General features: G+C 67.9%; 14 protein-coding genes. 6 read left to right on the top strand and 8 right to left on the bottom strand.

Annotation, left to right across the window (positions count from 1 at the left end):
• The first annotated feature begins 152 nt into the window (after positions 1-152).
• From NUW81_RS08095 to rpoN, 5 genes are read left to right on the top strand one after another with little or no spacing between them, the layout of a single operon-like run.
• The gene (locus tag NUW81_RS08095) at positions 153-773 is read left to right on the top strand and encodes a ribonuclease D (protein WP_245112264.1); all 621 of its coding nucleotides are present in this window, start codon (positions 153-155) and stop codon (positions 771-773) included.
• Between the two features lie 3 nt (positions 774-776).
• Positions 777-1,415: an LPS export ABC transporter periplasmic protein LptC gene (gene lptC / locus NUW81_RS08090; protein ID WP_245112263.1), complete on the top strand. Its 639-nt coding sequence runs from the start codon at positions 777-779 to the stop codon at positions 1,413-1,415.
• Positions 1,412-1,942, top strand: a complete 531-nt coding sequence (locus NUW81_RS08085; RefSeq protein WP_245112261.1) for an LptA/OstA family protein — start codon at positions 1,412-1,414, stop codon at positions 1,940-1,942. Before lptC ends, NUW81_RS08085 begins: the two co-directional genes overlap by 4 nt.
• Entirely contained in the window at positions 1,942-2,724 is a 783-nt protein-coding gene (gene lptB, locus NUW81_RS08080; protein WP_245112259.1) for an LPS export ABC transporter ATP-binding protein, read from the top strand. Before NUW81_RS08085 ends, lptB begins: the two co-directional genes overlap by 1 nt.
• 9 nt (positions 2,725-2,733) lie before the next feature.
• Complete coding sequence (rpoN, locus tag NUW81_RS08075; protein WP_245112257.1) at positions 2,734-4,170, top strand: RNA polymerase factor sigma-54; 1,437 nt, start codon at positions 2,734-2,736, stop codon at positions 4,168-4,170.
• Here the strand turns inward: rpoN and NUW81_RS08070 are convergent.
• From NUW81_RS08070 to NUW81_RS08060, 3 genes are all read right to left on the bottom strand, one after another.
• A complete protein-coding gene (locus NUW81_RS08070) occupies positions 4,167-4,949 on the bottom strand; it encodes an endonuclease/exonuclease/phosphatase family protein (protein ID WP_245112256.1) in 783 nt (260 codons plus the stop codon). The genes rpoN and NUW81_RS08070 overlap by 4 nt on opposite strands.
• A 36-nt stretch (positions 4,950-4,985) precedes the next feature.
• Positions 4,986-7,409 (bottom strand): DNA topoisomerase (ATP-hydrolyzing) subunit B, encoded by a 2,424-nt coding sequence (gene gyrB, locus NUW81_RS08065; protein ID WP_245112251.1) that lies wholly within the window; start codon positions 7,407-7,409, stop codon positions 4,986-4,988.
• Between the two features lie 157 nt (positions 7,410-7,566).
• Positions 7,567-9,189: a S41 family peptidase gene (locus NUW81_RS08060; RefSeq protein WP_245112248.1), complete on the bottom strand. Its 1,623-nt coding sequence runs from the start codon at positions 9,187-9,189 to the stop codon at positions 7,567-7,569.
• Here NUW81_RS08060 and NUW81_RS08055 point away from each other — a divergent pair.
• Positions 9,125-10,417 (top strand): DUF2254 domain-containing protein, encoded by a 1,293-nt coding sequence (locus tag NUW81_RS08055; RefSeq protein ID WP_245112244.1) that lies wholly within the window; start codon positions 9,125-9,127, stop codon positions 10,415-10,417. The genes NUW81_RS08060 and NUW81_RS08055 overlap by 65 nt on opposite strands.
• On the opposite strand, the gene recF is transcribed toward NUW81_RS08055, so the two are convergent.
• The 5 genes from recF to NUW81_RS08030 all read right to left on the bottom strand — a co-directional run bounded on the left by recF (position 10,383) and on the right by NUW81_RS08030 (position 18,350).
• Entirely contained in the window at positions 10,383-11,435 is a 1,053-nt protein-coding gene (gene recF, locus NUW81_RS08050; protein WP_245112241.1) for a DNA replication/repair protein RecF, read from the bottom strand. The genes NUW81_RS08055 and recF overlap by 35 nt on opposite strands.
• A gap of 184 nt (positions 11,436-11,619) precedes the next feature.
• Positions 11,620-12,720, bottom strand: coding sequence for a DNA polymerase III subunit beta (dnaN, locus tag NUW81_RS08045; RefSeq protein WP_245112238.1), 1,101 nt, complete (start codon positions 12,718-12,720; stop codon positions 11,620-11,622).
• Positions 12,721-12,942: 222 nt separating this feature from the next.
• On the bottom strand, positions 12,943-16,617 hold the full coding sequence (locus tag NUW81_RS08040; RefSeq protein ID WP_245112236.1) for a PAS domain S-box protein: 3,675 nt from the start codon (positions 16,615-16,617) through the stop codon (positions 12,943-12,945).
• A gap of 174 nt (positions 16,618-16,791) precedes the next feature.
• Positions 16,792-17,313 (bottom strand): fasciclin domain-containing protein, encoded by a 522-nt coding sequence (locus tag NUW81_RS08035; protein ID WP_245112233.1) that lies wholly within the window; start codon positions 17,311-17,313, stop codon positions 16,792-16,794.
• Complete coding sequence (locus NUW81_RS08030) at positions 17,310-18,350, bottom strand: hypothetical protein (RefSeq protein WP_245112230.1); 1,041 nt, start codon at positions 18,348-18,350, stop codon at positions 17,310-17,312. The genes NUW81_RS08035 and NUW81_RS08030 overlap by 4 nt, the downstream gene beginning before the upstream one ends.
• Positions 18,351-18,357 lie beyond the last annotated feature (7 nt).

Raw genomic sequence — 18,357 nt, 5'->3', positions numbered from 1 at the left:
ATTCGGCCCGCATTCGCTGTGTTGCTTACACTATAAACCATGTCACTCCTACCGTTTCGTGGCATTTTGGCCGGAGCAGGCCTCTGGCCCTCGGGCATGAGCAAGGCTATGAGCGCCGCAACAGTTCGATCGACTTGAAGGAAGATGCGGTAATGGCGGTATATTTTCACGAGGAAGACCTGCCCGACGACGTGACGTTCGCGGACGGTCCGATCGCGGTCGACACCGAGGCGATGGGTCTCATGCCGGGCCGCGACCGCCTCTGCCTCGTGCAACTCTCGGACGGTTCGGGCGATGAGCATCTCGTCCGCTTCTCGCCCGACTCCGATTATGCCGCGCCCAACCTGAAAGCGCTGCTCGGCGACGAGGACCGCCTCAAGCTCTATCATTTCGCGCGCTTCGACATCGGCATCATGGCCGCCTATCTCGGCATCATGGCCGCGCCGCTCTATTGCACCCGCACCGCCAGCCGCCTCGTTCGCACCTATACCGACCGTCACGGCCTCAAGGAGCTCGTCAAGGAACTGCTCGGCGAGGACATCTCCAAGCAGCAGCAGTCGTCCGACTGGGGCGGCCCCGAGCTTTCCGAGGCGCAGCGCGACTATGCCGCGAGCGACGTCCGCTTCCTGCATCGCCTGAAAGAGGAACTCGACCGCCGCCTCCTGCGTGAACATCGCATGGAACTGGCCAACGGCATCTTCGACTTCCTGCCCACCCGCGCGCTGCTCGATCTCGAGGGCTGGGACGAGGTCGACCTCCTGGCGCATAGCTAGGCGATGAGCCAGGCGGCCCGGAAGCAACGCGCCATCAAGCGCCACTGGGCCGAGCCCGGAAGCCGGCACGACAGCGTCGTCCGGCTCGCCAAGTGGCTGTTGCCCGCCGCCTTCGTCGTCATGTTCGCGATCCTCGCCTTCGCGCCTTTCTCGAACCGCGAGGAAAACACCTTCATCCTCGACAAGACCGAGGTCGAACAGGCCGAGGAGCGGATGCGGGTCGAAAAGGCGCGCTACCGCGGCGAGGATGCACAGGGCCGAAAGTTCCTCATCGTCGCTTCGGAAGCTGTCCAGGAGACGAGCCGCGTGCCGATCGTCAACATCGACGGCATGGCCGCGCGCCTCGAGACCGGCGAGGGCCCGATTACGGTTATCGCCCCGCGCGCGCGCTACGACATCGAGGAGAAGGTTATCGCCGTGCCGGGACCGCTGCGGGTCACCGGGCCCGACGGCTATCGCCTCGACACCGAGAAGGTGACGCTCGACCTCGATACCAAGATCCTCCAGTCCGACGGGGCCGTCTCGGGGTCGACGCGCCTTGGCAAGTTCGAGGCCGGCGGACTTTATGCCAATCTCGACCAGCGCACGATCAGCCTTACCAAGCGAGCACGCTTGAAAATCGAGCAAGGGGCCTTCAGATGAGCAATATGCATGCCAAGTCGCTCCTCGCCGCTTTCCTCCTCGCCGCCGCCACCGGCGCGTCGGCCTTCACGCAGGACACCGCCTCGGCGCTGCGCGGCCACGACATCTCGGCCCCCGTCGAGGTCGCGGCCGACCGTATCGAGGTGCAGGACCGCGACGACCGCGCGCTGTTCGTCGGCAATGTCGTCGTGCAGCAGGCGGGGCTGACCCTCAACACCGCGCAGCTGCGCATCGCTTATGCCTCCGACGGCGGCATCGACATCAAGCGGCTCGACGCCTCGGGCGGGGTGACCGTCAGTTCGGGCGCCGAGACCGCGCGCGGCGACTATGCCGTCTATGACCTCGACGGCGGGATCATCACGCTCGTCGGCGATGTCGAGCTCAAGCAGGGGCGCAACGAATTGCGCGGCTCGCGTCTCACCATCGACCTCGATTCGGGGCGCGCGGTGATCGACGGCGGTCCGCGCGGCGTCGACCAGCGCGGCGGCCGCGTCACCGGGCGCTTCACGGTGCCGGAACGCGATTGATGCACGACCAGGCCGACCTTCACCGCACCGACCTCAGCGAGGTTCCCGAGGAAGTCGCCTATCGCGGCCTCCAGGTGAATTCGATCGCCAAGAGCTACGGCAAGAATGTCGTGCTGAAGGACGTGTCGATGGCAGTGGCACGCGGCGAGGTGGTCGGCCTGCTCGGCCCCAATGGCGCGGGCAAGACGACCAGCTTCTATTCGGTCATGGGCCTCGTGCGCCCCGACAGCGGGCGCATCATCCTCGACGGCAACGACATCACGGGCCTGCCGATGTACCGCCGTGCCATCCTCGGCCTCGGCTATCTGCCGCAGGAGACCTCGATCTTCCGTGGACTCACGGTCGAGCAGAACATCCTCTCGGTGCTCGAGATCGCCGAGCCCGACAAGCGCGCGCGCGAGGAACGGCTCGAGACGCTGCTCGACGAATTCGGCCTCCAGCGCCTTCGCGAAAGCTCGGCGATGGCGCTTTCGGGGGGCGAACGCCGCCGCTGCGAAATCGCCCGCGCGCTTGCCGCCAGTCCCTCGATCATGCTGCTCGACGAACCCTTCGCGGGCATCGACCCGCTGTCGATCGGCGACATCCGCGACCTCATCAAGGAATTGAAGCAACGCGACATCGGGGTGCTCATTACCGACCATAATGTCCGCGAGATGCTCGATATCGTCGACCGTGCCTGCATCATCTATGACGGGCAGGTGCTGTTCCAGGGCACCCCGCAGGCTCTCGTCGCCGATGCCGAGGTGCGGCGCCTTTATCTCGGCGAAAGCTTCGCCCTCTAAGGCGTCCTGATGGCGCTCGGCCCCTCCCTCGACATCCGCCAGACGCAGTCGCTGGTGATGACCCAGCAGCTGCAGCAGGCCATCAAGCTGCTCGCGCTGTCGAGCCTCGAGATCGAGGCGGTGGTCGCCCAGGAACTGGCCAAGAACCCGCTGCTGGAGGAAGGCGGCGAGAAACCCGAGTCGACCCCCGAGGAGATCGGCGACGGTTTCGACGATGCCCCCGACCCCAGCGGCGCCGACAGCTTCGATGCCGAGGGCGGCGCGCTCGATTACGACATGACCGACGCCGCGCGCGATACCGACAGCCTGCCCGACCTGCCGATGGCCGAGGCGGGCGAGGCGTTCGACTTCGACCGCCTCGAAGCGCGCCCGCACAGCCTCAAGGAGCATCTCCTCGAGCAGATGACCGGCCTTTCCGGCACGCTGGGCGCGCTCGCCGAAGCCATCGTCCACAGTCTCGCCGAGACCGGCTATCTCGAACGATCGCTCGATGACATCGCCGACAGCCTCGGCGCCGAAGTGGTAGAGGTGGAGGAAGCCCTCGCGCTCGTGCAGGAGCTCGACCCGCCCGGCGTCGGCGCGCGCAGCCTGAGCGAGTGCCTCGCGCTGCAGGCCAAGGCCGCCGACCGCTACGATCCCGCGATGGCGCGGCTCATCGACAATCTCGACCTCCTCGCCAAGGGTCGGATGAAGGACCTCCTGCGCATTTGCCGCGTCGACGAGGAAGACCTTGCCGACATGGTCCGCGAGCTGCGCGCATACGACCCGAAGCCCGGCTGCCAATTCTCCTCCACCCCCGCGACGGAGATCCTGCCCGATGTCCTCGTTCGCGAAAGCAAGGAGGGCTGGCAGGTCGAACTCAATCCTGACGCCCTGCCCCGCGTTCTCGTCAACCGCGCCTATCACGCCGAATTGAAATCCAGCGCCTCGGACAAGGCGTCCAAGGCCTGGCTCGCCGACCATCTCCAGAGCGCCAACTGGCTCGTCAAGGCGCTGGACCAGCGCGCCCAGACCATCCTCAAGACCGCGATCGAGATCGTCCGCGTGCAGGAAGGCTTCTTCCGCGAAGGCGTGTCCGCGCTCAAGCCCCTCACCCTCGCGCAGGTGGCCGAGAAGATCGAAGTGCATGAATCGACCGTCAGCCGCGTGACCTCGAACAAATATCTCTTCTGCGAGCGCGGTCTCTACGAACTCAAATATTTCTTCGGCTCGGGGGTCGGCTCGGCCGATAGCGAGGACGGCGCCAGCGCGCTCGCGGTCAAGGCGGCGATCAAGAAGCTTATCGACGAGGAGGACAAGATCCTCTCCGACGATGCGCTGGTCACCGCGTTAAAGGCGCAGGGCTATGACCTCGCCCGCCGCACTGTCGCCAAATATCGCGAGGCGATGGGGATCGGCTCCTCGGTCCAGCGGCGCCGCCAGCGCAAGATGCAGGGCGGGGGCTAGTCCGCCTTCACCGGCGCGGCAAAGCCGACCTTCGCCCAGACCGGCAAATGATCGCTGGCGCGGCGCGCCGCCGGGCTGCGATGCACCCCGCTCTCATAGACGGTCAGCCGCTTGTCGACGAAGATGCGGTCCAATGTCGCGATGGGTTTGCGCGTGTGATAGCTCGGCCCGCAGGCCGCGCAGGCAAAGCGCTCCTCGAGCGCATCGAGGCTGTTGGTCCCCGTTCGCCACTCGTTGGTATCGCCCGCGATGATCGTGGGGCGGTCGTGGCCCAGCGCGTCGATCGTCTCGAGGAGATGCGCCACCTGCCGCTTGCGATAGAGCCCCGACAGGTCGAGGTGCGAGCCGATAATCCGCAGCGGTTGCTGGTCTACGGTCAGCTCCGCCAACAGGGCACCGCGCGGCTCGAGGCTTGGCAGGTCGAGGCACATCGCCTGTTCGACCTCATGGTCCTCGCGCACGAGGATCGCATTGCCGTGCCAGCCGATGTTGCGCGTATCGAGCCGGTCGAGCAGCGGCCGCGTCAGCGGATGTTCGGGCAGGAGGTCGAGGAGCTTGTCATGGCTGCGCGCCGCCGGCACCGGCCGCCAATGGCCGTGCGCCGCGATGATCTCGTGAGGCAGCGCCGCGCCGCGCGTGCCCACGCGCTTGTCGGCCTCCTGCAGCACGACGATGTCGGGGTTCACTTCCTCCAGCACCCGCAGGATGCGCGAGGGATCGCGCTTGCGATCGGTCCCGATCGCCTTGCGGATGTTGAAGGAGGCGATGGTGAGGCTCATGCCCGGACCAACCGCCTCCTTAGGCGTCCCGTTCCGCTAGACGTCGAGGTTCGCGACGTTGAGCGCATTGTCCTGGATGAATTCGCGGCGCGGCTCGACGACATCGCCCATCAGGCGGGTGAAGATCTCGTCGGCCACGTCGGCCTGGTCGACCTCGACCTTGAGCAGCGAGCGCACGTCCGGATCGAGCGTGGTTTCCCACAGCTGGTCGGCGTTCATCTCGCCGAGGCCTTTGTAGCGCTGGATCGACAGGCCCTTGCGGCCCGCGGCAAGCACTGCGTCGAGAAGGCCCGTCGGGCGGGTGATCGCCGTGGTCTTCCCATCTTCCGCATCGCCCTTCTTGAGGACGGCGGGGGTGAGATAGCTGTCGGCCTGTTCCTTGGCGAGCGCGGCGAGCTTGCGCGCTTCGGCCGAGTGGAGGAAGCCGGTGCCGAAACGCATGGCGTCGGTCACGCCGCGCCATTCGCGCTTGAGGACGAGGTCCTCGCCGTCCATCTGGCCCGACCATTCGGCCTCGAGATCGCCCGCCTGCAGGCGCGCCACCGCGCGGGTGACCGCCTTGTCGAGGTCGGCCTTGGGCAGGTTGGGTTCGAGCACGCCGGCGAGCGCCAGCGTCTCGATGAACGCGGGGTCGTATTTGCGCGGTGCATAGCCGAGCACGGTGCGCATCCGGCGCGCATGGTCGACTAGGCTGCGCAGGTCGGCGCCCGAGCGACTACCCTGGTCGGTGTCGAGGACCAGCCCCTCGATGCCGGCATCGACGAGATAATCGTCGAGCGCGGCATTGTCCTTCAGGTACACCTCGCTCTTGCCGCGCGCGACTTTGTAGAGCGGCGGCTGGGCGATGTAGAGGTGACCGGCTTCGACGAGCTCGGGCATCTGGCGATAGAAGAAGGTGAGCAGGAGCGTGCGGATATGCGCGCCGTCGACGTCGGCGTCGGTCATGATCACGATCTTGTGATAGCGCAGCTTCTCGAGATTGAAGTCCTCGCGCCCGATGCCGGTACCCAGCGCCTGGATCAGCGTGCCGACTTCCTTCGAGGACAGCATGCGGTCGAAGCGCGCGCGCTCGACGTTGAGGATCTTGCCTTTCAGCGGGAGGATCGCCTGCGTCTTGCGGTCGCGGCCCTGCTTGGCCGAGCCGCCTGCCGAGTCACCCTCGACCAGGAACAGTTCGGACTTGGACGGATCCTTTTCCTGGCAGTCGGCGAGCTTGCCCGGCAGGCTCGCAACCGTCATCGCACCCTTGCGGGTCATCTCGCGCGCCCGCTTGGCGGCCTCGCGCGCGGCAGCGGCGTCGATCACTTTCTGGATGACGTCCTTGGCGTGCTGCGGGTTCTCTTCCAGCCATTCGCGCATCTTGTCGGCCATCAGGCTTTCGAGCGGCGAGCGCACCTCCGAGCTGACCAGCTTGTCCTTGGTCTGCGAGCTGAACTTGGGGTCGGGCAGCTTGACCGACACGATGGCGGTCAGGCCCTCGCGCATGTCGTCGCCGGTAAGGTTCACCTTCTGCTTCTTCAGCAGGCCCGTCTGGTCGGCATAGGCATTGAGCGTGCGCGTCAGCGCGGCGCGGAAAGCCGCGAGGTGCGTACCGCCGTCACGCTGCGGGATGTTGTTCGTGAAGCAGAGGACATTCTCGTAATAGCTGTCGTTCCACTCGAGCGCGACCTCGATGCCGATGTCGTCGCGCTGGCCGGTGATAGCGATCGGCTCGGGCAGCAGCGCGGTCTTGGCGCGATCGAGATATTGCACGAAGGCGGCGATCCCGCCCTCGTAATACATCTCGACTTCCTTGCGCTCGTCATGGCGCTCGTCAGCGAGGAGGATGCGCACGCCCGAGTTGAGGAAGGCCAGTTCGCGGAAACGGTGTTCGAGACGGTCGAAGTCGAATTCGACGATCTTGAAGGTCGCGGGGCTCGGCAGGAAGGTGACCTTGGTCCCCTTCTTGCCCTGCGCCTCGCCGGTGACGCGCAGGCTTTCGACCGCATCGCCATGCTCGAAGCGCATCCAATGCTCCTTGCCGTCGCGCCAGATGGTCAGTTCGAGCCATTCGCTCAAGGCGTTGACGACCGAGACGCCGACGCCGTGGAGACCGCCCGACACCTTGTAGGCATTGTCGTCGGAGGTATTCTCGAACTTACCGCCAGCGTGGAGCTGGGTCATGATGACCTCGGCCGCGCTCACCCCTTCTTCCTTGTGCATGTCGACGGGGATGCCGCGGCCGTTGTCCTCGACGCTGACCGATCCGTCGGCATTGAGGGTGATGAGGACGCGGTCGCAGTGCCCCGCGAGCGCTTCGTCGATGGCATTATCGGAGACCTCGAAAACCATGTGGTGAAGGCCCGATCCGTCATCGGTGTCGCCGATGTACATGCCGGGACGCTTGCGCACCGCGTCGAGGCCCTTGAGCACCTTGATGCTGTCGGCGCCATATTGCGATTTGTTCTGTTCTTCAGCCATGGATTTTCCGCAAGTTTCTCAATGCTTTGGAAGGGGTTTCCGGGGTCGTCAGCAGGCCGCCGCGAAGGGGCGCTCGGTGGTGGGAAGGCTGAACCCGGATTTCATCACCGATTTATGGCAGAAACGGGCAGCGAAACCAAGCCTTTCGGCCCTGTTTTCACCCCCGCGCGCCAAGGCTTCGGAGCGCAGCCTCGAGCGTCACGTCCACCCCGTCGGTCCGCAGCGTCGCGGCGAGCGGAACGGGCACGTCGGGAAGCGTCCCGCGATCGGCATGGAAGCCGCGCCGATGGCTCGCCACCAGCGGGATATCAAAGCCCAGGTCCGCGCGCGGCAGGCGGGCGAAGAAGAAGGCATCGCCATTGCCCCCGCGGCGGTTACGCCCCGTCTCCTGCCCGACCAGCAGCCCGAGACGATGCGCCTTGACGATCTCCGCGAAGATGCCGGTCGCCGAGCTGTTGTCGGCTCCCACGAGCACCGCCACGGGGCCGGCGAACCGTTGCCCGCGCGGCCGGATCGTGCGGTCGCCCTCTCGAGGAACCTCGCGGAAACCGTTGCCCGCCGCACGAAAGGCGGCGCCGATCGTGTAGAGGCTATCGTCCCAGGTGGTGAGATAGGGGCGATCCTCCTCGGCCACCGTCCCGAGCCGGCTGAGCCGTTGTTCGGCAGGCAGCGGGACAGGAGCGGCGGCGAGCCGTTCGAGCAGCGCGCGGCCGCAGTCGAAATAGCCCCCCTCGTTGCCGCGCAGGTCGATGACCAGCGCCCGCGTGCCGTCGCGCGCGATCCCGTCCATCGCGGTGTCGAGCCAGCCCTTCCAGTCCCAGCGCGTGTTGAACACCGCCCAGCTCGGCATAGTGAGCACGGCGATGTCCCCGCGCGTCTCCATCGTCCACCAGGGCATGTCGGCATCGCGCGGCAGCGGCGGCGGAGCCACGGCGCGGCGCCCTGCCAGCGTGATCGTCGGGACGCGTCGCAGCTCCTGCCGCTGCCCGCGCCTGCCAAGCCCCAGAACCACCGTCTCGCGAACGTTCATCAGCGGTGCGGCGAGCCAGTCGAACGTCTCGAACCGACGCGCCTTGCCGACCGACAGTAGCGCGCGGCGCTTGTTATCGAGACCGCCATCGGCGCGCGTCATCGGGAGCATTGCGGCCTGGATCGCAAGGACACCGCCACCATCGACTGTCGAGACTTCGCGCCCCCCCTCGAGCCCGACGCCATGGGGATCGCCCGTCACGAACATACGCCCCCCGCGCCATTCGAAGTCGAACGGCAGCAGCCGTGAACCGGTCGCATAATGGCGCGCGACCATCTCGTCGGACTGGTTGAAGGGGTTGATGTGCGTATGGCTGCAGCGGATCGCGCCAAGCAGCCGGGCGAGCTTCACGAACCGTGCGGCCGGACGCGTCTCGCGATCGAAGCTAGCGGCGAAGCCCGAGGCGCGCTGCTGCCAGTCGCGCACCGACTGATAGCGCAACAGCCCCGGGTGGTAGCGTTCGAGGAGGCGGACCGCGATCGCGCCCTCGCTTTGCTGCGCCTGTCCCTGCGCCGCGCGGGCGAGGGGCGCGGTGCCAAGCGCCGCCGCGGCGCCTGTCGCCATCAACATCCCCCGCCGGTCGATCGCCACGCTCGTCTCCCACTGATGGCCAACGCTAGCGCAGCAGCGGATGCGACGAAAGCGCCGCTCCATCGTTGGGGGCAAAAGCAGGAGTTTCTCGCCAATGCCGAGATGGCGCTGGTTCATCACCCACATCACGCGGCGGATCTGGTTCCGCGCCGCGCTCATCGCCTTCCTGTCGGTCCTGCTCGCGCTGGCCGCCAACCAGCTCGCGCCGCTCATTCCCTATGATTTCGGGCGGATCGGCTCGGATGCGGTCGACAATGTCCTGACCGTCCTTGCCTCCTCGATGCTCGCGGTGACGACCTTCTCGATGACCGCGATGGTCACCGCCTTCTCGGGCGCCAGCCAGAACGGCACGCCGAGGGCGACCGAACTGCTGGTCGAGGACGCCTCCGCGCAAAATGCCCTGTCCACCTTCCTCGGCGCCTTCCTCTTCTCGATCGTCGGCATCATCGCGCTCAAGGCCAATTACTACGGCGTGCAGGGCCGCGCCGTCCTGCTGGTCGGGACGGTCGGCGTCATCGCCTGGATCTCGATCGTCCTCCTGCGCTGGATCGACCAGCTCGCCCATTTCGGCCGCGTCTCCGACACCATCGAGCGGGTCGAGCGCAAGGCCATCGACGCGGTCACCGATTATTCGGGGCCGCTGAAGCTGTCGGGGCGCGACCCGCGCCACCCCGCCGGCCGCGCCGCCTGCACCGCCTTCCCCTCTCGAAGCGGCTATGTCGCTCACATCGACCGCAAGGCGCTCGGCGAACTGGCAAAGGAGGGCGAGGTCATCGTCCATGTCGGCGCGCCCTCCGGCACTTTCGTCGGGCGCGACCGCCCTTTGGCGTGGACCAAGCTCGCGGCCGAGAGCGAAGGTGAGGAAGGCAAGGATTTTTCCGACCGGCTCGGCGCCGCCTTCACGGTGCGCGATGCCCGCGATTTCGACCAGGACCCGCGCTTCGGCATCACCGTGCTTGGCGAGATCGCGAGCCGCGCGCTTTCGCCCGCGGTCAACGACCCCGGCACCGCCATCGCCGTGCTGGCCGCCGGGCTCCGCGTGTTCGACCGCTTCGTCGAGGCTTGCAATACCAATGGCGAGCGCGCGATCGACGACGTGGTCGAACCCGCGCTCAGCCTCGAGGAAATGGTGCGCGACCTGCTCGTCCCCATTGCCCGCGACGGAGCGCAGCTGGTCGAGGTTCAGATGCGGTTGCAGGACGTGCTCGGCTCGGTCGCCCACCATGCCGGCGAGCATCGCGCGCCCTTCCATGCGCTCGCGAGGGAAACGCTCGATCGCGCGCTGTCGCAACTCGACGACGAACGTGACCGCGAGCGGCTGTGCGCGGCGCACGAGGCCGCCTTCGGCAAGACTAATCCCGAACCAGAGCGCCACCGCGCACGGTGAAACGCGCGGCGTCATCGACCGCGTCGAACAGCGCGGCTTCGGTGCCCGTCATGAACACCTGCCCGCGTCCCTCGAGGCGGGTGTAGAGCGCGGCGCGGCGCGCCGGATCGAGATGGGCCGCCACCTCGTCGAGGAGCAGGACCGGATCGAGCCCGCGCGCCTCGCTCACCTTGTTGGCATGCGCCAGCACCAGTCCGAGCAACAGCGCCTTCTGCTCGCCGGTCGAACAGTCGGCAGCCGCTTGGCCCTTGGCGGCATAGGTGACCGCAAGATCGCTGCGGTGCGGGCCGGCGAGCGTACGCCCCGCCGCCGCATCGCGCCGCCGCCCTTCGGCCAGCGCCCGCGCGAGATCGTCGCCGTCGAAGCCCTCCAGCGCCAGCCGCGCGGCGGGAAAATCGTCATCGCCCGCCCCCGCGCCGTCGAGCGCGGCGACGGTGCGCACCCGGGCATCGTGCAGCGCGTGTCCCGCCTCGGCCATGCGCAACTCGAGCCCGTCGAGCCAGGCCGGGTCGGGTCGCTCCTCCTCCGACAATAGCCGGTTACGCTCGCGCATCGCCTGTTCATAGAGGCTCGCATTGCGCGCATGCTCGGGCTCGAGCGCCAATGTCAGCCGGTCGAGGAACGCCCGCCGCCCCGTCGCCCCCTCGAGGAACAGGCGGTCCATCGCGGGTGTAAGCCACAGGATGGCGATGCGCTCGGCTAGCGCGCTGGCCGAGGCATTGGCGCCGTTGATCCGCACCACGCGCCGGTCGGGCGCATTGGCCTGCGTCCCCACGCCCACCTCGCTTCCATCCTCGAGCCGCGCGGCGATGGCGAAGCCGCCCGCCCCGTCGCTACGCGCCATCGTCCTTAGCGCCGCGCGACGGAGGCCCCGCCCCGGCGACAGCAGGCTGATCGCCTCGAGGATGTTGGTCTTGCCCGCCCCGTTGGGGCCCGTCAGCAGGTTGAATCCCGCCGCCGGCTTGATCAGCGTATCGCGATGGTTGCGAAAATCGGTGAGGGCGAGGCGGCTGATCACGCCCCTTGCTTGGCCCGCCACAGGCGGCGGATCAAGCGTGCCTGACAATCACGCCGCTTGTCAGGACCACCCTGCCGGAAAACCAAGTCACCGACGCCCGGCTGGCCACGGCGCTTCGTAAGGAAAAGGGGCGGCCACGAGATCCGTGCCGCCCCTCTTTTGCTGAAGGTCGATGATCGACGCGTCAGACGCGCATCGGCATCAGGACGTAGAGCGCAGGGCTGTCGTCCTTCTCGCGCAGCAGCGTCGGCGCGGCGGCATCGGCAAGATGCACCTCCACCGTGTCGCCCTCGATCTCGTGGAGGATGTCCATGAGATAGCGCGCGTTGAAGCCGATCTCGAGCCCGTCATTCTTGTAGTCGGCGGGGATCTCTTCCACCGCGACGCCATTTTCGGGGCTGGTCACCGACAGCGTGACCGTATTGTCCGACACCGCCATCTTGACCGCGCGGGTCTTCTCGCTGGCAATGGTCGCGACGCGGTCGACACCCGCCATGAAGCTCTTGGGATCGAGCTTCAGGAGCTTGTCGTTCGCGGTCGGGATGACGCGGTTGTAGTCGGGGAACTTGCCGTCGATGAGCTTGGAGGTGAGGACCGCCGAGCCGAGGCCGAACCGGATTTTCGAATCCGACAGCGACACCTCGACCGTGCCCTCGACCTCGTCGAGCAGCTTGCGCAATTCGCCGACGCACTTCTTGGGCACGATGATGTCGGGCATGCCGTCCGACCCTTCGGGCTTCTCGACGGTCACGCGGGCGAGGCGGTGGCCGTCGGTCGCGGCGGCCTTCATCGCATCCTCGGTGACGTGGAAGAAGATGCCCATGAGGTAATAGCGCGTTTCCTCGTTCGAGATGGCGAAACGCGTCTTGTCGATGATCTGGCGTAGCGTGGCTGCGGGCAGCTCGAAACGGTGCGGCAGCTCGCCCTCGGCGATGACGGGGAAGTCGTCGCGCGGCAGCGTCTGGAGGTTGAAGCGGGCACGGCCGGCAACGACCTGCATCTTGCCGTCGGCGGCGGTCAGCTCGACCTGCGCGCCTTCGGGCAGCTTGCGGACGATGTCGAAGAAGGTGTGCGCGGGCACGGTCGTCGCACCGGCCTGCGAAACGTCGGCGGCCACGGTTTCGTCGACCTGCAGGTCGAGGTCGGTTGCCATCAGGCGGAGGCCGTTGTCCCCGGCTTCGAGGAGCACGTTCGACAGGATCGGGATGGTGTTGCGGCGCTCCACCACCGATTGAACATGGCCGAGGCTCTTGAGGAGAACCGCCCGTTCCAACGTCGCTTTCATGTGCTGCAAGCCCCCGCAAAGTCATGTGGTCACGGCCGGGATCGGCCGGGTCATTCTTCGTTATAACGCGACGATTCAACTGTGCCAGCCCTTTCGCGCACCCGCCGTGTTTCGCCTCCGGGCGGTGCTGGCGGGGCAACGGCCCGCCGCGACGCAGGAGCGGTGTCTTGCTGCAAGGGTTGGACAGGGCCGAACGACGCCCCGGGCAATGACCTGTCCGCGTCAGGCGCGGCGTTCGGTCGCCGGCGGGAGAATATTCTCCCGCTTCCCGAGCACGGCCAGCGTCTCCTCCGCGGCACGCTCGATCGCGGCAAGGCGCAGCGATGCCTCATCGAGATCCGCGGCGGTCTCGAGGCGAGCGGCCAGGGCGGCCACCCTCGCTGCTCCCGCGCTGCCCGCCGCGCCTTTCAGGACATGCGCCTCGCTCGCCACCTTGGGGAGGTCACCATCGGCGATCGCACGCGCGATCTGTCCGGGGCGCAGTTCGAGCTCGACCCTCAGGAGCCCGAGCAGATTGTCGAGCCGTTGCGCCCCGAGTACTTGCCCGAGTTCCTCGAGCCGATCGCCATCGAGCAGCACCGGCGTCCCCCCGTCGCCATCGCCGGTGCCCGCGGCACGCGCTTTAAGCTCCGCACCCTGGCCGCCGGCCTCGTCCTGCCCCTGCCGTAACTCTGCCGCCACGCCCGCGCTCGCCGACACGAGCCGGTCGAGCGTGTCGAACAGCGCGGCGCGGTCGATCGGCTTGGTGAGGAAGGCGTCGAGCCCGACATTGTCGTAGAATCGCCGGCGCTCGGGCGAGGCATCGGCAGACAGCGCGATGACGGGTACTCGGCCCCGCTGCCCGCCGAGTGCGCGGATCTGGCGGGTCGCCGCGATGCCGTCCATCTCGGGCATCTGCATGTCCATCACCACGGCGTCGAAGCTCCCGCCCCGCACGGCATCGACGGCCGCGAGCCCGTTGCCGACACAGGTCACACGGTGCCCGCGCGCTGCCAGCATCGAGTGGATCAGCATCTGGTTGACCGCATTGTCCTCGGCGACGAGCAGGTCGAGCGCGGCGCCGGTCGCGACCTCCTGACGCGGCAGGGGCACCGGCTCCTCGCCAACCGGCAGGGTCAGCGTCAGGCTGAACCGGCTGCCATGATGACGGTCGCTTTCGACATGGATGCGTCCCCCCATCGCGCCCGCCAGTCGCTGCGCCATCGCCAGTCCGAGCCCCGCACCGCCCGCGCCGCGCGACAGGCTGGAATCGGCCTGCCCGAAGGGTTCGAACAATCGCTCCATCACGGCCGGCGAAATGCCCGCCCCGCTGTCGCGCACGGCCAGCGTCCACAATTGCTCGTCGATCCGCGAGCGGCGCGCCAGCTCGACCACCACCTCGCCCTCGGCAGTGAACTTGATCGCGTTGGACAGGAGGGTGGAGAAGATCTGCCGCACCCGCGCTGCATCGCCGCGGGCAGGCAACGGGTTGCCGACATCGGCCTCGAGCCGGAGCGAAAGCCCCTTCGCGCGGGCGGCGGGGGCATGCTGGTCGAGCGTCTCGGCAACCAGCTCCTCGACGCGAAAGTCGCGCATCTCCAGTTCGAGATGGCCGCCCTCGATCTGCCAATAGTCGAGCAGTTCGTCGAGAATGCCCATCAGCTCCTCGGCGCTCTGCGCAAGGGTCGCGAGATTGGCCTCGCGCGCGACCGCGTCCCCGTCCTCGCGGAGGAGGTCGATGAGGCCAATGACGCCGGTCATGGGCGTACGGATCTCGTGACTCATGACGGCAAGGAACTGCGCCTTGGCCCTCGCTGCCGCGCGGGCCGCGTCGCGGGCCGAGACGATCTCGCGATGCGCCTGTCGCTCCTCGGTGATATCGCGCACCACGCCGATGACCCCGACGGCCTCGCCGCGCGGGTCGCGGTCGGCGTGGAGCGCGATGCGCACATGGCGCCGTTCCTCGCCCGCACTGAAGTCAACCGCGCATTCCACGCTCGACTTGCGGCGGCGGGCCTCGCGAACGGCATTGAGCAGCGTGTGTCGCGCCGCGCCGTCGAGCTGGCGCAACAGCGCGCGTGCCTCGATCAACCGGCCCGGCACCTGCCCGAGCATGCGGTAGAGCTGGTGGCCGTGATCGAAGCCACCATCGACGAACGAGAAGCGCCAGTGCGCGACCTGCGCCAGTTCCTCGGCCAGCGTGAGGAGGCGGTTGGACTCGCGCAGCTTGCCCGCGCTCTCGGTCATCATGTCCTCGATCAGCTGGCGGCGGTGGATGTCGCGCACGGTGGCGATCATCTCGCGCGGGTGGCCCGACGGATGGTAGACCAGCTGGAACATCGCCTCGACCCAGCGCCACTGCCCGTCCTCGTGACGCAAGCGGAAGCGCAGCTCGGGCGGCTCGGCGCCGATCAGCAGGTCGGACAGGATATGGGTGAAGACCGGCCAGTCGTTGCCGTGGACATAGGGCCGGATCGACTGGCCGCACAGATCCTCGGGCAACAGGCCGAGGACCCGCTCGGCCGCCGAGGAAGCGAACAGCACATTGGCCTCGAGATCGAGCCGGAAGATGATGTCTCGGCTGTTTTCGGCGACGAGGCGGTAGAGCCGCTCGCTGCGCTCGAGTGCCTCGGCATCGCGGCGCTGCGCGGTGCGGTCCTCGAGCAGGAGGAGGAAGCCGGTGCAGCGGTCCTGCTCGACCAGCGCGGCGATCCGCATGCGATAATCCGCGATGCTGTCGCCCTGCGGGACGCGCACGTCGAGCATGGCATCTTCCTTGACCACGAGCGCGCGCGACCAGGCGAGGTCGAAGCGGACGGCGTCACTGGGGTCGAGAAGCCGCAGCCAGTCGTCACCGAGCGGGACGTCGTCGGACAGGCCGGCGAAGTCGCGCCACGGCCCGTTGGCCCAAAGAGGACGTCCGGCGGCATCGCAATGCAGCATGGCCGCGCGCGACTGTTCGGCGATCGAACGGATGAGGCGGTCGCCCGTGGCGGCGCGCGCGGCGGCGCCATCGCGTTCCAGTGCGAGCGCCCGCACGGGTAGCGCGACGAGGAGAAGGCTGGCGGTGAACAGTTGCAGCCACAGCGCCGCTTCCCCCGTGGACCCCGCCATCACCGCGATCGGCCCCATGCCCGCCGCGCTAGCGACCGCGGCAAGCGCGGTCCAGCCGAGGATTGCGGTCATCATCGCGGCAGGCGCGAGCCGGTAGGATGCCAGCAAGAGCACGGGCACCAGCGGCAGGAGGAAGAGCGAGGGCGGCCGCGTGAAAGCGGCAAGCACGAGCAGCGTGGCGGCAAGGATGAGCAGCGCGCGCGCCGCGCGGTCGGTGCCGGGCGCTGCCGCCGACGCCGCGGCCGAACGTCCCGCGAGAATCGGCGGGAGCAGCAGGAGGTGGCCGAGCGACAGCGCGAGGAAGGTTGCGGCCAAAGCGGCGACACCACTGGCCAGGCCTCCCGAGACCAGCCAGAGGCCGGCAGCGGCAAGGAGGCTGGCCAGCTGGGTCGTGCCCAGCAGGCGCACGAGCGACACGTCGAGCGGTTGTGGCCCCCCGCCTTTCTCCGTTTCGGTGCGATTTTCGGACGTTCGCGACAGCCAGTAGCTCACCGCAAGCACTTCGGCCGCGTGAATCGGGCCCGCGAGCCACGCGAGCGCGCCCGCCGCCGGCTGCAACGCCGCCGCTATCGCGACCCCGCTCGCCAGCCCCGCGACCAGCGAACGGCGCAGGGCAGGCGGCTGTCCGTGCATGACGGCCACGGCCAGCGCACTGACCGGCCAGAAGAGCAGCGGGAGCCCGACCACCGCAGCAAGCGCATAGGCGGCGGCGGCGAGCGCCGCGCCCGGCAACATCGCACCGGCAAAGGGGAGCAGCAGGCCGATCCCGCGGCGAGAGAAAAAAGCGCTTCTCGAAATGGACATCCGGCCTCCTCGGGCCGGATGCTGGCGAACCTCTCGCGATACCGCGGCGGGCGGTATGGCGGGCACGATTTCCGACCGATGCCTTTCCTACGCCCGGGACGGCGCAAGGCCCCGCAAATAAGGGTCGCAATCGGAGGGAAAAGCCGGCGGCGCCCGCCCGCCCGAGACCCGCGACTAGCCGCCGAGGAGCCCGCCGACACGGTGCACCGCGCCATCTTCGAGGGGACCGTCCCCGGGGGTCAGCGCAACCGCTTCGCCGCCGCTCGCGGGCGCGACCATGAAGCCGCCCTCGCTGCGGGTGACGACGAGGTCGCTCCCGCCATAGGTCGGCAGCGTGAGCTCGCCGCCCTCGGCCTGGTCGAAGGCGCTGGCGATATCCTCGCCAAGGATCGTGCCCGGCAGGATATGCAGCGTCACCAGCGCGGCCAGCTCTTCCTTGTCCTCGGGCAGGGTCGCGGGAAAGGCGTCGTCGGCGGGCAGGAGCACGGTATAGGGCTCGGGCCCCTCGAACAGCCCGTCGAGCCCCGCCGCACCGAGCGCCTCAGCAAAGCGGCTGTCGGCGGGGATGGCGCCAGCGAGCGTTTCGGGATCGGCCGAGACGTCGCTGACCGCTTCCTCGGTCGCTCCGTCATTGCCGCAGGCCGCGAGCGTGAGCGGGAGGGCGATGAGCGCTGCGCGCGCGATGCCCCCGATCACAGGACCGCCTCGATCACTTCGGCGATCAGCATCGTCGTCGGATCCACCCGATAGATGTAGCCGTCGCTGTAGCGGTACATGTTCTGCGGGCTGTCATAATAGGTGTCCCGATAGGCATGGGGCACATTGTAGACCGAATAGGAGCTGGGCAGCGGCTGCCCCACCCCGAGGTCGCCCGTCAGCAGCGAGACCACCGAGCGGATGAGCTGGGTCTCGGGGTCGACGCGATAGATCGCCCCGTCGCCGTAGCGATAATAGGGATCATCGTAATAGCTGCGATACTGGTATGGCAGGTTGTAGCTGTCATAGGCTGACGGATAGCGGCTCCCCACCGGATAATAATATCCGCGGCGGTCGTAGAGCGGGATGAGCGCGTCGATCAGCCCGTTCGAGCCGAGCCGGTAGATATAGTCGTCGCCATAGCGATAGTCGTAGCGGTCATCGCGCCCGAACCAGTCGCTCAGCACACCCGACAACCGGCGGTCGGCATAGCTCGCGGGCACGCGCTGCCCGTAGAGGTTCCTGGCCTGACCAGGCGGCAGGCAGCCATTGTTCTTCTTCGCAAGTCCCGGCGGGCAGCCGTTGACCAGCCCGCGCCCGTTGGCATCGCCATAGCGATAGGCGCCGCTGCGATAATCGAAGATGTCGCGCCGGTCGTCGCGGCTCACGACGAAGCGGCCGTCGTCACGGACGACCATGCGATCGTTGCCGCGACCGTTATTGGCGCGCGCGGGCGGACCGCGGCGGTCGTCATTGTCGCGCGCCACGCGGACACGTTCGTTGCCGCGGCCGCGATCGTCATTGCCCTTATTGCCGCGCGCCTGGCCGCGCTCGGCGCGGTCGGGCGGCCCACCGCGTTCGGCATTGCCGTTGCCGCGATTGCCGTTTCCGTTGCCGCGGGCCTCGGCGCGATCGGGCTTTCCGCCCCCGCGTTCGGCCTTTTCAGGCTTGCCCTTGCCCTCGGGCTGCGCGCCCGCCGCCACCGGCAGCGTAAGCGCGAGACTGGCAGCGGCCACGCCGCAGAGAATATTACGCATGTGCAAT

The sequence above is a fragment of the Sphingomicrobium aestuariivivum genome (assembly GCF_024721585.1).
Classification (GTDB): domain Bacteria; phylum Pseudomonadota; class Alphaproteobacteria; order Sphingomonadales; family Sphingomonadaceae; genus Sphingomicrobium; species Sphingomicrobium aestuariivivum.
Note: the sequence above shows the minus strand (reverse complement) of the source record. Positions and strands in the feature narration are given on the sequence as shown.

What these genes read in the sequence shown, in the direction of transcription:
- NUW81_RS08095 (WP_245112264.1), top strand. Translation starts at nt 153, where the DNA reads ATGGCGGTATATTTTCACGAGGAAGACCTGCCCGACGACGTGACGTTC.
- lptC (WP_245112263.1), top strand. Translation starts at nt 777, where the DNA reads ATGAGCCAGGCGGCCCGGAAGCAACGCGCCATCAAGCGCCACTGGGCC.
- NUW81_RS08085 (WP_245112261.1), top strand. Translation starts at nt 1,412, where the DNA reads ATGAGCAATATGCATGCCAAGTCGCTCCTCGCCGCTTTCCTCCTCGCC.
- lptB (WP_245112259.1), top strand. Translation starts at nt 1,942, where the DNA reads ATGCACGACCAGGCCGACCTTCACCGCACCGACCTCAGCGAGGTTCCC.
- rpoN (WP_245112257.1), top strand. Translation starts at nt 2,734, where the DNA reads ATGGCGCTCGGCCCCTCCCTCGACATCCGCCAGACGCAGTCGCTGGTG.
- NUW81_RS08070 (WP_245112256.1), bottom strand. Translation starts at nt 4,949, where the DNA reads ATGAGCCTCACCATCGCCTCCTTCAACATCCGCAAGGCGATCGGGACC.
- gyrB (WP_245112251.1), bottom strand. Translation starts at nt 7,409, where the DNA reads ATGGCTGAAGAACAGAACAAATCGCAATATGGCGCCGACAGCATCAAG.
- NUW81_RS08055 (WP_245112244.1), top strand. Translation starts at nt 9,125, where the DNA reads ATGCCGAGATGGCGCTGGTTCATCACCCACATCACGCGGCGGATCTGG.
- NUW81_RS08060 (WP_245112248.1), bottom strand. Translation starts at nt 9,189, where the DNA reads ATGAGCGCGGCGCGGAACCAGATCCGCCGCGTGATGTGGGTGATGAAC.
- dnaN (WP_245112238.1), bottom strand. Translation starts at nt 12,720, where the DNA reads ATGAAAGCGACGTTGGAACGGGCGGTTCTCCTCAAGAGCCTCGGCCAT.
- NUW81_RS08040 (WP_245112236.1), bottom strand. Translation starts at nt 16,617, where the DNA reads ATGTCCATTTCGAGAAGCGCTTTTTTCTCTCGCCGCGGGATCGGCCTG.
- NUW81_RS08030 (WP_245112230.1), bottom strand. Translation starts at nt 18,350, where the DNA reads ATGCGTAATATTCTCTGCGGCGTGGCCGCTGCCAGTCTCGCGCTTACG.